This is a genomic window from Pseudomonas sp. FP2335, assembly GCF_030687535.1.
GTDB lineage: Bacteria > Pseudomonadota > Gammaproteobacteria > Pseudomonadales > Pseudomonadaceae > Aquipseudomonas.
Window position 1 is genome coordinate 2,989,691 of the sequence record NZ_CP117437.1, and the last position, 12,993, is coordinate 3,002,683.

General features: G+C 61.6%; 11 protein-coding genes. 9 read left to right on the plus strand and 2 right to left on the minus strand.

The annotated features are described in order from the left end of the window. Nucleotides 1-54 precede the first annotated feature (54 nt). The gene (locus PSH81_RS13180) at nucleotides 55-1,263 is read left to right on the plus strand and encodes a multidrug effflux MFS transporter (protein WP_305392731.1); all 1,209 of its coding nucleotides are present in this window, start codon (nucleotides 55-57) and stop codon (nucleotides 1,261-1,263) included. Between the two features lie 16 nt (nucleotides 1,264-1,279). Here the strand turns inward: PSH81_RS13180 and xerC are convergent, their stop codons facing one another. Both xerC and PSH81_RS13190 read right to left on the minus strand, forming a co-directional pair. Beyond that, complete coding sequence (xerC, locus tag PSH81_RS13185; RefSeq protein WP_192300071.1) at nucleotides 1,280-2,194, minus strand: tyrosine recombinase XerC; 915 nt, start codon at nucleotides 2,192-2,194, stop codon at nucleotides 1,280-1,282. Nucleotides 2,195-2,302: 108 nt separating this feature from the next. After that, a complete protein-coding gene (locus tag PSH81_RS13190) occupies nucleotides 2,303-3,109 on the minus strand; it encodes a M949_RS01915 family surface polysaccharide biosynthesis protein (RefSeq protein WP_305392732.1) in 807 nt (268 codons plus the stop codon). A gap of 444 nt (nucleotides 3,110-3,553) precedes the next feature. On the opposite strand from PSH81_RS13190, the gene arnC reads away from it, so the two are divergent. The 8 genes from arnC to PSH81_RS13230 are packed head-to-tail and all read left to right on the plus strand — an operon-like array spanning nucleotide 3,554 to nucleotide 12,859. Then, entirely contained in the window at nucleotides 3,554-4,591 is a 1,038-nt protein-coding gene (gene arnC, locus PSH81_RS13195) for an undecaprenyl-phosphate 4-deoxy-4-formamido-L-arabinose transferase (protein ID WP_226456781.1), read from the plus strand. Beyond that, the gene (gene arnA, locus PSH81_RS13200; protein ID WP_305392733.1) at nucleotides 4,588-6,579 is read left to right on the plus strand and encodes a bifunctional UDP-4-amino-4-deoxy-L-arabinose formyltransferase/UDP-glucuronic acid oxidase ArnA; all 1,992 of its coding nucleotides are present in this window, start codon (nucleotides 4,588-4,590) and stop codon (nucleotides 6,577-6,579) included. Before arnC ends, arnA begins: the two co-directional genes overlap by 4 nt. Continuing rightward, a complete protein-coding gene (arnD, locus tag PSH81_RS13205; protein WP_192300067.1) occupies nucleotides 6,579-7,463 on the plus strand; it encodes a 4-deoxy-4-formamido-L-arabinose-phosphoundecaprenol deformylase in 885 nt (294 codons plus the stop codon). The genes arnA and arnD overlap by 1 nt, the downstream gene beginning before the upstream one ends. After that, nucleotides 7,460-9,115, plus strand: coding sequence for a lipid IV(A) 4-amino-4-deoxy-L-arabinosyltransferase (gene arnT, locus PSH81_RS13210; protein ID WP_305392734.1), 1,656 nt, complete (start codon nucleotides 7,460-7,462; stop codon nucleotides 9,113-9,115). The genes arnD and arnT overlap by 4 nt, the downstream gene beginning before the upstream one ends. Beyond that, entirely contained in the window at nucleotides 9,112-9,459 is a 348-nt protein-coding gene (arnE, locus tag PSH81_RS13215) for a 4-amino-4-deoxy-L-arabinose-phosphoundecaprenol flippase subunit ArnE (protein ID WP_192300065.1), read from the plus strand. Before arnT ends, arnE begins: the two co-directional genes overlap by 4 nt. Further along, a complete protein-coding gene (arnF, locus tag PSH81_RS13220) occupies nucleotides 9,456-9,857 on the plus strand; it encodes a 4-amino-4-deoxy-L-arabinose-phosphoundecaprenol flippase subunit ArnF (protein WP_226456784.1) in 402 nt (133 codons plus the stop codon). The genes arnE and arnF overlap by 4 nt, the downstream gene beginning before the upstream one ends. Then, a complete protein-coding gene (locus tag PSH81_RS13225; RefSeq protein ID WP_226456785.1) occupies nucleotides 9,854-11,233 on the plus strand; it encodes a UDP-glucose/GDP-mannose dehydrogenase family protein in 1,380 nt (459 codons plus the stop codon). Before arnF ends, PSH81_RS13225 begins: the two co-directional genes overlap by 4 nt. Nucleotides 11,234-11,236: 3 nt before the next feature. Further along, complete coding sequence (locus tag PSH81_RS13230; RefSeq protein WP_305392735.1) at nucleotides 11,237-12,859, plus strand: glycosyltransferase family 39 protein; 1,623 nt, start codon at nucleotides 11,237-11,239, stop codon at nucleotides 12,857-12,859. Nucleotides 12,860-12,993 lie beyond the last annotated feature (134 nt).

Genomic DNA, 12,993 nt, shown 5'->3' on the forward strand with positions numbered 1-12,993 from the left:
CGGATTTGCGCGGATACCTTAAGCTGGCCGGCCCTTGCTTGGCTGGAATAGCCCATGTCTCGAAGTATTGCTCGCCTCGCCCTGCTCCTGGGCTTGATCACCGCCGTCGGCCCGTTCGCCATCGACAGCTACCTGCCCGCGCTCCCCACCCTCGGCGCCAGCCTGCAAGCCTCGCCGGCTGCGGTGCAGATGAGCCTGACCGTGTTCTTCATGATCATCGGCGTGTGCCAGCTGTTCTATGGGCCGATCAGTGATGTATTCGGGCGCAAACCGCCGATTTACGCCGGGCTGGTGATTTTTGCGGTGGGCAGTGTCGGTTGTGCGCTGGCCCCGAGCATTGAAGTGCTGATCGGCTTTCGTGCGCTGCAGGCGTTTGGCGCCTGTGCAGGGATGGTGATTCCCCGGGCGATTGTGCGCGATCTGTACACCGGCCACGAAGCCGCACGCCTGATGGCCTTGCTGATGCTGGTGATGAGTGTTTCGCCGATTCTTGCACCGCTGGCCGGCAGCGTAGTGATTTCGATCTGGAGTTGGCGCGAAGTGTTTGCACTGCTCGCCGCGGTAGCCGTGGCGTGCCTGGTGATGACGGTCGTGCAGTTGCCCGAAACCCATCCCGCCGAACGGCGCCTGGGCAAAAACCTGGGCAACGCGTTTGGCAGTTACGGGGCGCTGCTGCGTGATCCGCTCTTTACCGGGCTTTCGGTCGTCAGCGGGTTCGGCCTGGCCACGTTCTTTGTATTCATCGGCAGCGCGCCGTTCGTGTATATCGAATACTTCGGCCTGACCCCCACCCAATTCAGCCTGTGCTTTGCGCTGAATGCGGCGTCGTTCTTTGCCATGAGCCAACTGACCGCACGCCTCAGTGCGCGCTTTGGCCTCGCATCGGTGATTCGTTGGTCAGTGGTGGCAGTGGCAAGCGTATTGGGCACGCTGGCCGTGACCACACTGTGGGTCGACAGCCTGCCGTTGATGATGACGCTACTGTTCATCGGTTTCGGTTTTCTCGGCCTGTTGCTGCCGGCAGCGGGCGTTTTGTCCCTGGAGGACCACGGCGCGGTGGCGGGTTCTGCCTCTGCACTGCTGGGGGCGATTCAGATGATCACTGCAGCGGTGTCCATGACCGTGGTCGGCGTGTTTGCTGACCATGCGCCGGCGCCAATGTTGATCGGCATTGCACTGTGTGCCGTCGCGGCGCTGCTGGTGACCCTGTGGACGTTACGCCGCTTGCCCGCTCACTTGAGCAGTGCCCCACCCTCCTCCTGATCCCGGGCAAGGCCCATCACAAATCAAACCGATCCACCGCCCGGCGCCGCTCGTTGTCCTCGCGCACGTCATAGCTGGCAGTGGTCTGGATATTGGTGTGGTGCGCCAGTTTCTGCGCAATCGACAGGTCATGCTCCTCGATCACCCGCGTGATAAATGAGCGGCGGAAATCATGGGGCATGATCTTCACGCCGACTTGCTCACCGCGCTGGCGGGCAATGTAGTAGATCGCGTGCTTGGTGATGCGTTCGCGGGTGATGTGGCTGCCCCGGCGGATGCGGTTGAACAGGAACGTGTCGTCGCTCTCGCCTTCTTTAAGCTGTTCACGCCGAAAATCCAGCCACGCCTGCAATTTGGCAAAAGCCCAGGCCGGCGCGTACTTGATCAGTTCCTTGTTGCCCTTGCCGATCACCCGCAAGCTGCGCTCTTCGAAGTTGATCTGCGCCAGGTCGAGGTTGACCGACTCCGACTTGCGCATGCCCGAACCGTACAAAATCCCGATCAGCGCCGCATCGCGCAGCCCTTGGGGGCGTGGGTCGGCGGCGCAGACGTCCATCATCTCGCGGATCAGCGTGCGCCGCAGGTTGCGGCCCTGGCTCAGGCGCGTACCCGGCGTGGCCTTGACCGTGCGCATGCGCAACAGGTGTTCCTGGCTGATCAGGCTGAGGCGCCAGGCTTCATTCATCACGCCGCGCACTGCGTTCACGTACAGCGAAGAGGTGTTCGGCGCATAGCCGTCCTCGCGCAAGGCGGCGACCAGGGCGATCACATGTTCAGGTTGCAGCAGGTGCCAGTCGATGTCTTCGAGGTTGATGTCCTCGAAACCCAGGCGGTCGGCGGCGTCCTGCAGCACGTAGCGCATGGTCAGTTGGCTGGAGGGGGCCAGGCGGGTGAGGTAGAGGGTCAGAGGATTGCGAATGGACTCAGTCAAAATAGATCAGCCTTTGGATTAAATACCTCGAACAAGCCATTGTTTAATCGAGGTATTTAGTGAATTGGCGGGGGCCGAGTCTAACCCAGCAACGGCCCTCGCACAAAGTCACGGCGCGACGTCGTCACCCTCGACAGAATCTTGCGGCTGGGTCTGGGTTTGGGTCTGGTTCCATTCGGTGTCCTGTTTCTGCATCAGGGCAAACCAGTGTTGGCGCATGAAGGTCAGGTACGCCTCGGGGGCCTTGGCGAAGTCTTTTTCTTCGCTATAGCAACCCGGCAGCGGCAATTCGGTGCCCTGCTCCTTGTACTGGCTGACCAGCGCCTGCTGGGCGGCCACACTGCAATCCTTGGGCAGCGGCATGCCGCGCAGTGCGCCGGCCTCCTCGTCCCACCAACTGGCGCCATAGCGGTCGACGCCGCGCAGGCGGTATTTCTGGGATTTGCCCACGTGCATGATCAGCTTGAATTCATTGGGGCTCACGTCACTGGTGCAGGTACGCGAATAACCCACGGTGGCCTGGGTGATGCCATCACCGGACAGGTCGGTGACCTTGGTGGCATCCCGGTCGAAGCGCAGCGCCGCGTCGAATTCGCAATGCTGCACATCGTCGTAGAGCATCCACACGCGCTTGGGCCGGTTGCCATCGAGCAAATATTGCGCGGCATAGACAAATGCCGATTGGGTGCCATCGTCGTCGCGCTCGCTGAGTTGCTCGGCGAGTACCAACAGGTTTTTGCCCTGGCGATCGTCCCATATGTACGCGGCGATCTGCTTGCCGCGCACTTCGACCCCATCCGGCAGTTGCTCAATGCTGGTCAGCGCTACCCCAGCATCAGCCCGCACCGTCGTGACACACGCCACGGTCATCAACAACCCCATCAACACTGGCCGTAAAAGCTGCACGCTATTCATCCGATTACCCTGGCAAGAGAGCGCTTACTTTACCGGCACTTGGGGGGTATTGCAGAGAAGATTGTTGAATAAAATCGGTTCCGGGCCCCTGCACGCGAGCGCTCGGCGCGATGTGTGGATCTTCTAGCTGAACACGGGCTGTCTACCTGTCAAATAAACGAGTTTTTCATATGCCTTTCATATTCGTACCACATTTTTGCGCTTAATCTTGGCTTCAGGACTTGAGAGCGAACCGCGACTTCCCCGACTAACCTGTTGATTACCCTTTATCTTTGCGTTTTGTGAGCTTTACTTAAATCGCCACCATGGAAGATCCAACACCGTCTCAGGAAAGTCGAATGAATACGCCACTCCACCTTGTGTCAAGTCAGGCACGGCGCTGCCCGCCACTGATGACTGCTGTTTTCACGTTCCAAGTTGCTCTAGCCCCGAGGTCATGAATCTTTGAAACCCTACCCTATTCATTGTGTGTCGATCGTTATCCCGGTCTACAACGAACAAGAGAGCCTGCCTGAGTTGCTGCGTCGCACGACCGCTGCGTGCAAGCAACTGGCTTACGAATACGAAATCATCCTGGTGGATGACGGTAGTCGCGACAAATCCGCCCAAATGCTCGAAGACGCAGCTGCCGAAGATGGCAGCAACGTGGTTGCGGTAATCCTCAATCGCAACTACGGCCAGCACGCGGCGATCATGGCCGGTTTCGAGCAGTGCCGGGGCGAGGTGGTGATCACCCTCGACGCCGACCTGCAAAACCCGCCTGAAGAGATCCCGCGCCTGGTGGAGCAAGCCGCCCTGGGTTACGACGTGGTTGCCACCGTGCGCAACAATCGCCAGGACTCGGCCTTCCGCCGCTGGCCGTCGCGCCTGATCAACCTCGCGGTACAGCGCTCTACCGGCGTGGCCATGACCGACTACGGCTGCATGCTGCGCGCCTACCGCCGCACCATTGTCGACGCCATGCTCGCCTGCCGTGAACGCAGCACCTTTATCCCGATCCTGGCCAACGGCTTTGCCCGGCACACCACGGAAATCCTGGTGCACCACGCCGAGCGTGAACACGGCGAATCCAAATACAGCGCCATGCGCCTGATCAGCCTGATGTTCGACCTGCTGACCTGCATGACCACCACCCCGCTGCGCCTGCTGTCGATCGTCGGTTTCAGCCTGGCCGGCCTCGGCCTGCTGTTCGCCCTCGCGTTGATCGTGCTGCGCCTGGCCTTCGGCGCCCAATGGGCCGGCGATGGCATGTTCGTATTGTTCGCGGTGCTGTTCATGTTCACCGGTGGCCAGTTCATCGGCATGGGGCTCTTGGGTGAATACCTGGGCCGCATGTACAGCGATGTGCGCGCTCGCCCACGCTTCTTTATCGAAAAAGTGCTGCGCAACACCCCGGCAGCACCGGCCCCCGTCGTCGTCGTTGACGGCCTGGTGTCCTCCCATACCACTTCTACTTCTCCTTCCGATCAGGTTTCGTCATGAATTCAAAAGCCGTTGTCTTCGCATACCACGATATTGGCTGTGCAGGTATTGAAGCCCTGCTGACTGCCGGCTACGACATTACGGCGGTGTTCACCCACGCCGATGATCCCAAGGAAAACAATTTCTACGGTTCCGTCGCCCAACTCTGCGCCCGCAACGGCATCCCGGTACACGCACCGGAAGACGCTAACCACCCGTTGTGGATCGAGCGCATCGCCAAGCTGAACCCGGAGTACATCTTCTCCTTCTATTACCGCAACCTGCTGAGCGAGCCGCTGTTGGCCACTGCCAGCAAAGGCGCGTTCAACCTGCACGGCTCGCTGCTGCCGAAATACCGTGGCCGCGCACCGGCCAACTGGGTCCTGGTCAACGGCGAAACCGAAACCGGCGTGACCCTGCACCGCATGGTCAAGCGTGCCGATGCCGGCGCAATCCTGGCCCAGCAAAAAGTGCTGATCGAGCGCACCGACACCGGCCTGAGCCTGCACGCCAAACTGCGTGATGCCGCCACCAACCTACTGCGCGACGCCTTGCCGCAACTGGCCGCCGGCAAACTGAGCGAAACCGCCCAGGACGAAAGCCAGGCTACCTACTTCGGCCGCCGCACCGCCGCCGATGGCAAGCTGGACTGGAAAAAACCCGCTGAACAACTGTTCAACCTGGTCCGTGCCGTGACCCAACCTTACCCAGGCGCCTTCTGCGCCGTGGGCGAGCACAAGCTGATCGTGTGGCAGGCCGAGGTGGTCAAGGGCAATGAAGGCCTCGCCCCAGGTCGCGTGATCAGCGTCAACCCGCTGCGCATCGCCTGCGGTGAAGACTCCCTGGTGGTCAAGTTCGGCCAGCGCAACGAGAACGGCCTGTACCTGGCCGGCCCATCCCTGGCCGACGAACTGGGCCTGGTCGATGGCTCAGTACTGCGCGGCGCCGAATCCGGCCGCAAGCCACGTCGTACCCGGGTACTGATCCTGGGTGTGAACGGTTTCATCGGTAACCACCTGTCCGAGCGCCTGCTGCGTGACGATCGCTACGAGATCTACGGCCTGGACATCGGCTCCGACGCCATCGAGCGCCTGCGCAGCCACCCGAACTTCCACTATGTGGAAGGCGACATCAGCATCCACACCGAGTGGATCGAGTACCACATCAAGAAATGCGACGTGGTCCTGCCGCTGGTGGCCATCGCCACCCCAATCGAATACACCCGCAACCCGCTGCGCGTGTTTGAACTGGACTTCGAGGAAAACCTCAAGCTGGTGCGCTACTGCGTCAAGTACAACAAGCGCGTGATCTTCCCGTCGACCTCCGAGGTCTACGGCATGTGCCAGGACCAGTACTTCGACGAAGACACCTCCAACCTGGTGGTCGGCCCGGTCAACAAGCAACGCTGGATCTACTCGGTCTCCAAGCAACTGCTGGACCGCGTGATCTGGGCCTACGGCGACAAGGGCCTGAAATTCACCCTATTCCGTCCATTCAACTGGATGGGCCCACGCCTCGACCGCCTGGACTCGGCCCGTATCGGCAGCTCCCGCGCCATCACCCAGTTGATCCTCAACCTGGTGGAAGGCACGCCAATCCGTCTGTTCGACGGTGGCGAGCAGAAACGCTGCTTCACTGACATCGCCGACGGCATCGAAGCACTGGCACGCATCATCGACAACGACAACGGCGTGTGCGACGGCCAGGTGATCAACATCGGCAACCCGGAAAACGAAGCCAGCATCCGTCAACTGGGCGAAGAGCTGCTGCGCCAGTTCGAAGCCCACCCACTGCGCGGCAACTTCCCGCCGTTCGCCGGTTTCCGCGACGTGGAAAGCAAGGCGTTCTACGGCACTGGCTACCAGGACGTGGCGCACCGCAAGCCAAGCATCGAAAACGCCAAGCGCCTGCTGAACTGGGAGCCAACCGTTGAGATGAGCGAAACCATCGGCAACACCCTGGACTTCTTCCTCAAGGAAGCGATGCTCGAAATCGCGGACAAGCGCTGATGCAGGCAGGTCTTCGCATTGACGTCGACACCTACCGTGGCACCCGTGAAGGTGTGCCGCGGTTGCTCGAATCCCTGGATGAAGCGGGGGTGAAGGCGACGTTCTTCTTCAGCGTTGGGCCGGACAACATGGGGCGCCACTTGTGGCGCCTGATCCGCCCGCAGTTCCTGTGGAAAATGCTGCGTTCCAATGCGGTCGGCCTGTATGGCCTGGACATCTTGCTGGCCGGCACCGCCTGGCCGGGCAAGCCGATTGGCCGCGACCTGGGGCATTTGATGCGCCAGGCCAAGGCCGCCGGGCATGAAGTCGGCCTGCACGCCTGGGATCACCACGGCTGGCAGGCCAATACCGGGCGCTGGAGCGAGGCGCAGTTGGTGGAGCAGATCCGCCGGGGCGTCGACACCCTCAGCGACATCCTCGGTGAGCGCATCGACTGTTCCGCCGCCGCCGGTTGGCGCGCCGATGAACGTGTGGTGCAAGCCAAGCAAGGTTTCAACTTTCGCTACAACAGCGATTGCCGGGGCACCAGCCTGTTCAGGCCGACATTGGCCGATGGCAGCGCGGGCACTCCACAAATTCCGGTAGACCTGCCGACCTTCGACGAAGTCGTCGGGCCGGTGGTGGCTGCCAAGGATTTCAATGGGTTCATCCTTGACCGGTTTGCCGAGTCGAAGCTGAACGTCTACACGATCCACGCAGAAGTAGAAGGGATTCTGATGGCCAACGATTTTCGCCAATTGCTCGCCCAGGCAGGGCAGCGCGGCATCGACTTCAAACCCCTGGGCGATTTGTTGCCTGCGGACCTGACCACCCTGCCCCAGCAACAGCTGGTGCGTGGCGCCTTGCCCGGCCGTGAGGGTTGGCTCGGAGTGCAGCAGGCATGATCCGGCGTCTGGCATTGCCCCTATTGCTGTTGGCCTTTGGTGTGTTCTACCTGTTGCCGCTGGCTACCCATGGCCTGTGGATCCCGGACGAAACCCGCTACGCCCAGATCAGCCAGGAAATGCTGCTGACCGGCAAGTGGGCATCGCCGCACTTCATGGGCATCCGCTACTTTGAAAAACCGGCGGCGGGCTACTGGATGATCGCGCTGGGCCAGGCGATCTTCGGGCAGAACCTGTTCGGCGTGCGTTTCGCCTCGGCGTTGAGCACCGGCCTGAGCATCCTGCTGGTGTACCTGGTGTCGCGCCGGCTGTGGAATGATCCGCAGAAAAGCCTGGTCAGCAGCGTGCTGTACATGAGTTTTGTCAGCGTCGCGGCCCTCGGCGGTTATGCCAACCTCGATCCGCAGTTCACCTTCTGGGTCAACCTGACCGGCGTGGCCTTGTGGTTCTGCTTCGACAGCACCACGCGCAATGGCCGCTTGGCCTCCTGGGCGCTGTTGGGTTTGGCCTGTGGCATGGGCTTTATGACCAAGGGCTTCCTGGCCTGGCTGCTACCGGTGCTGATCGCCCTGCCCTATGCCATCTGGCAGAAACGTTTGCGTGAACTGCTGGGCTACGGCCTGGTGGCCGTGGCGGTGGCGGTTGTGGTCAGCCTGCCGTGGGCGTTGGCGGTGCACCTGCAAGAGCCTGACTACTGGAACTTCTTCTTCTGGCACGAGCATATCCAACGCTTTGCCGGTGACGATGCCCAGCATGCCGAGCCGTTCTGGTACTACCTGCCGCTGCTGGTGGCGTTCTCGCTGCCGTGGGTTGCGCTGCTGCCATCCACCCTGAAACAGGCGTGGTTGCAAAAACGCCTGCCGAAAACCGCGTTCCTGCTGTTGTGGCTACTGATGCCTCTGGCGTTCTTCAGCCTGGCCAAGGGCAAGCTGCCTTCCTACATAATGCCGTGCCTGTTGCCGCTGGCCTTGTTGATGGGCTCGACCCTGGCCGACAAACTCGCCGAGGGCCGCAGCCGCGCACTGCGCATCAACGGTTGGTTGAACCTGGTGGTGGGCATCGTCGCGTTGCTGGCACTCACGTGGTTCCAATTGAAAAAGCCGGTGTACGAGCCGGGCCAGGAAACCCTCAGCCTGGTGCTGGTGTTCGTGTTCCTGTTCGGCTGGATCATTGCCAACCTGTTGCAGGCAGCGCGCCCGCTGAAACTGTGGGCCGCACCGGTGCTCGGCAGTTGGTTGCTGGTGGCACTGGTGCCCGCCGCACTGCCCCATTCGGTGGTCTACAACAAGACCCCGGACCAATTCATCATCGATCACCTGCAAGCCCTGCGGCCGGCCACGGCACTGCTGAGCAATGACCTCGGTGCAGCATCGGCCCTGTCCTGGCGCCTGGCGCGGCCGGACGTGACGCTCTACAACACCGTCGGCGAAGTCAAATACGGCCTCACCTACCCGGATGCGACTCATCACAAGGTCGACACCACGCAGGTCCAGGCATGGATGAGCGATGCGCGCAAACAAGGTCCGGTCGGCGTGGTGATGCGCGTTAAAGGTGACGACGAAATCGCCGAAGTTGCACTGCTGCCAGACGACGGCCAGCGCTTTGAACAAGGCAACATCGTGATTCTGATCTTCCCGCAGGTTGCTCCATGATCACCCTGCTCCTGTTACTGACCGCCTGCCTGCTCACGTGCATGGGCCAGGTCTCGCAAAAATTCGCCGTGGAAAGCTGGCGCGACCTGCCGGACGGTTGGGCGCTGAAACTTCGCTCGCCGTGGCTGTGGGCCGCATTGGTGTGCCTGGGCCTGGGCCTGCTGGTGTGGTTGCTGGTGTTGCAGCGCCTGGAAGTCGGTATCGCCTACCCGATGCTCAGCCTGAACTTTGTGCTGGTCACGCTGGTGGCACGTTTTGTCTTTCATGAACCCATCGATGGCCGCCATTGGTTCGGCGTGGCGCTGGTGATTGCCGGTGTTGTGCTGCTGGGGCGTCAGGTATGAGCCGCGTGCGTGGTTTTGCCCTGGCCTTGGCCAGCGTCGGCCTGGTCAGCGCGGCCCAGTTGGGCATGCGCTGGAGCATGACGCGCCTGCCGCTGCCCCACGAGTGGCTGAGCACGCCGATCGATCTCGGTGCCCTGGGCGTGGTGATCCTGGCGATCTTCGCCTATGCGCTGTCGATGCTCTGCTGGCTCGGCGCGCTCAAGCACCTGCCTTTGGGCCGTGCCTATTCATTGCTGAGCATCAGCTACGCCCTGGTGTACCTGCTGGCGGCCAGCCTGCCGGTGTTCAACGAACAGTTTTCGCTTTCAAAAACCCTGGGGGTGGCGCTGGTCATCCTCGGAGTTCTGGTTATCAACTCCCACCGTGCTAGCCCCGCAAGCTCCAGGAATGCCCCATGAAAATCAGTGTATTTGGTAGTGGTTACGTCGGTCTGGTGCAGGCCACCGTATTGGCCGAAGTCGGTCACGATGTCATCTGCATGGACGTCGACAAGAACAAGGTCGAGTCGCTGCAAAAGGGCCATGTGACCATCTTTGAGCCGGGGCTGGCGGCGATGGTCAAGGAAAACCTGGAAAGCGGGCGGCTGCACTTTACCCATGACGAAAAACTCGCGGTCGAACACGGCGAAGTGTTGTTTATCGCCGTGGGCACGCCCTCGGACGAAGACGGCTCGGCGGACTTGAAATACGTGCTGTCGGTGGGCGATGCCGTGGCCCGTCACCGTGTCGACCCAGTGATCCTGGTGGAAAAATCCACTGTGCCCGTCGGCACCGGCGACACCCTGCGTGCGCACATTGAGAAAGCCCTGCACCTCGCTGGCCGGCACCTGGAATTCGATATTGTCTCCAACCCGGAATTCCTCAAGGAAGGCTCGGCAGTGGCCGACTGCCGCCGCCCGGACCGCATCGTCATCGGCTGCGAGCGCGAAGAAGTGCGCGAGGTCATGCGCGACCTGTACGCGCCGTTCAACCGCAACCATGACCGCATCATCTTCATGGACCTGCGCAGCGCCGAGCTGACCAAGTACGCCGCCAACTGCATGCTGGCCACCAAGATCAGCTTTATCAACCAGATCGCCGAACTGGCCGAACACCTGGGGGCCGACATCGAAGCCGTGCGCCTGGGCATCGGCGCCGACTCGCGCATCGGCTACCACTTCATCTACCCGGGCTGCGGCTACGGCGGCTCGTGCTTCCCCAAAGACATGCGTGCCCTGATCCACAGCGCCAAGGAAGCCAATTGCTCCAGCGACCTGTTGGAAGCCGTGGAAGCGATCAACCAGCGCCAGAAGAGCAAGCTGTTCGAACGCGTCAATGCATTCTTCAAAGGCAACCTCAAGGGCAAGACCTTTGCCATCTGGGGCCTGGCGTTCAAACCCAACACCGACGACATGCGGGACGCGCCCAGCCGTGTGCTGATGGAAGCCCTGTGGGCCGCCGGTGCCAACGTGCGTGCATTCGACCCGGAAGCCATGCAGGAAACCCAGCGCATCTACGGCGACGACCCGCGCTTGATGCTAATGGGCACACCGGAGTCCACCCTCAGCGGCGCCGACGCGTTGATCGTCTGCACCGAATGGCAGCAATTCAAGGCGCCGGACTTTGATTTGATCCTCCAGCGCCTGAAAACCCCGGTGATCTTCGACGGCCGTAACCTCTACGACAGCGAGCGCCTTGCGCGCAAAGGCTTCCAATACTTCCCGATCGGCCGTGGCGACTCCTGCCAATTGCCGATTCCCCAGCAACAGTGGGTGCCGCAGGTTGTGGAAGCCTGATACGTGAACAAAGCCCAACCGCCCTTGATGAGTGCCCTGATCCGCCGACAGTCCCTGGTGCTTGGGCTGTTGGCGCTGCTGTTGTTTATCGCCGGCAACTGGCACCAGGCGATCATCGGGTTTGACTCGCGCTTTGTGCTATTTGCCCAGGAAATGCTGCGCCATGGGCCGAGCTTTTTCCCGACGACCTATGGCCAGCCGTACGCCGATTACCTGGCCACGTCGACGTTGTTGACCTGGCTGTTGTCCCTGCCCTTGGGCCAGGTCACCAGCTTTACCGCGTGGTTGCCGACGGCCATCGCCTCGGCGCTGATTGTGATCCTGGTGTACCGCCTTACGGCGCCCTACTCCACACGCTGGGGCCTGTTGAGCGTGGCGATGTTGGCGCTCAGCAGCACCTTCATCAGCGAAACCCGCGCCGTGTCCCTGGACCAGATGCTCGCCGCCGTGGCCCTGGCGGTGTTCTACCTGGGCTACGCCCACGATCACTTCGGCGCGGGCAAACGCCTGCACCTTGTGTATCTGTTGCTGATTGTCGGTTTTTCGATCCGCGGGCCGATTGGCCTGGTGATCCCCACGGGCGTGCTGTGCAGTTACTACCTGCTCAACCGCCAATGGCGCCAGTTGTTCAGCTTTGGCCCATTGGCCCTGGCATTGCTGGTGGCGTGCGTCGGCCTGCTGTTGCTGTTGGCCAAGCTCAGTGGCGGCGAAGTATTCATGCAGGACGTGATCCGCATGCAGTTCCTGGGGCGCATGGACGGCAGCGAAGGCTCCAGCGGCGTGCTGTATTACTTCACCAGTTCCATGGGCAATTACGCCCTGGCCTACCCGGTGGCGCTGCTGGTACTGCTGGCGCTGGCCGTCGGCGGCAAACGCACACCGGACCCGGCGTTACGACTGGTGCTGTATTGCGCGGCGGCGGGTTTGCTGGTGATGCTCGGTCTGTCGATTCCCCAGGCGAAAAAAGCCCGTTATGTGCTGCCGATGTTGCCGATGGCGGCGATCATTGCGGCGTACCCGTTCCAGGTCACCCAGGGGCGTTTGTTTGCGCTGTTGCGCAGCCTGATACTGGGCCTCTGGACTGTGTTGCCGGCGCTGCTGGTGGTCGGTTTGGTAGTGGTACGCCGCCGTTACCCGGATGCTGTCGGCAACCTGGGCGTGATGTTTGGCGTGCTCGGTGCGCTTCAGGTCCTGGCGCTGCTGGCGTGGTTGAAACCGCACCTGCGCACAGGCGGTCCGGCACTGGCCGCGGTATTGGCGTTATGGACAACCTACATCGTGGTGGTCGAACCGCTGGAACGCAGCCTGTACGACACGCGTACGTTCAGCCTGGCGGTCAAGGCGCGGATTTCCCAGGACCCGGCACCTGTGGTGCTGCACGGGCTGGGGAAAGACGCCAAGGCAATCAAGCTGATGGTCAACCTCGATTGCGACCGGGTGCCGCTGTTCACCCAGTCGAGCAGCGACCTCACACCTTTACAGGCTCCGGCGTGGCTGGTGATGAGTGCGGCGGATTTTGAAGGCTTGCAAGAGCCACGCTTGCGCGCACTCACGCCGACCGTCAGCGGCGAATTCGACAAGAACCCCTACGTGCTGCTACACCTGAGCAACCCCCTACAACCGTGATCCTGCCGGCTTCGGCCGGTATTCCCGCGAAAGCTCCTACGCAGCTATGCGTAAAGGCTGGTGCCGTTTCCCTTTCCCGCTCCTGAATTCAAAATGTAAACTCGCTTGCCAGTTACGGTAACTATTTACTACCC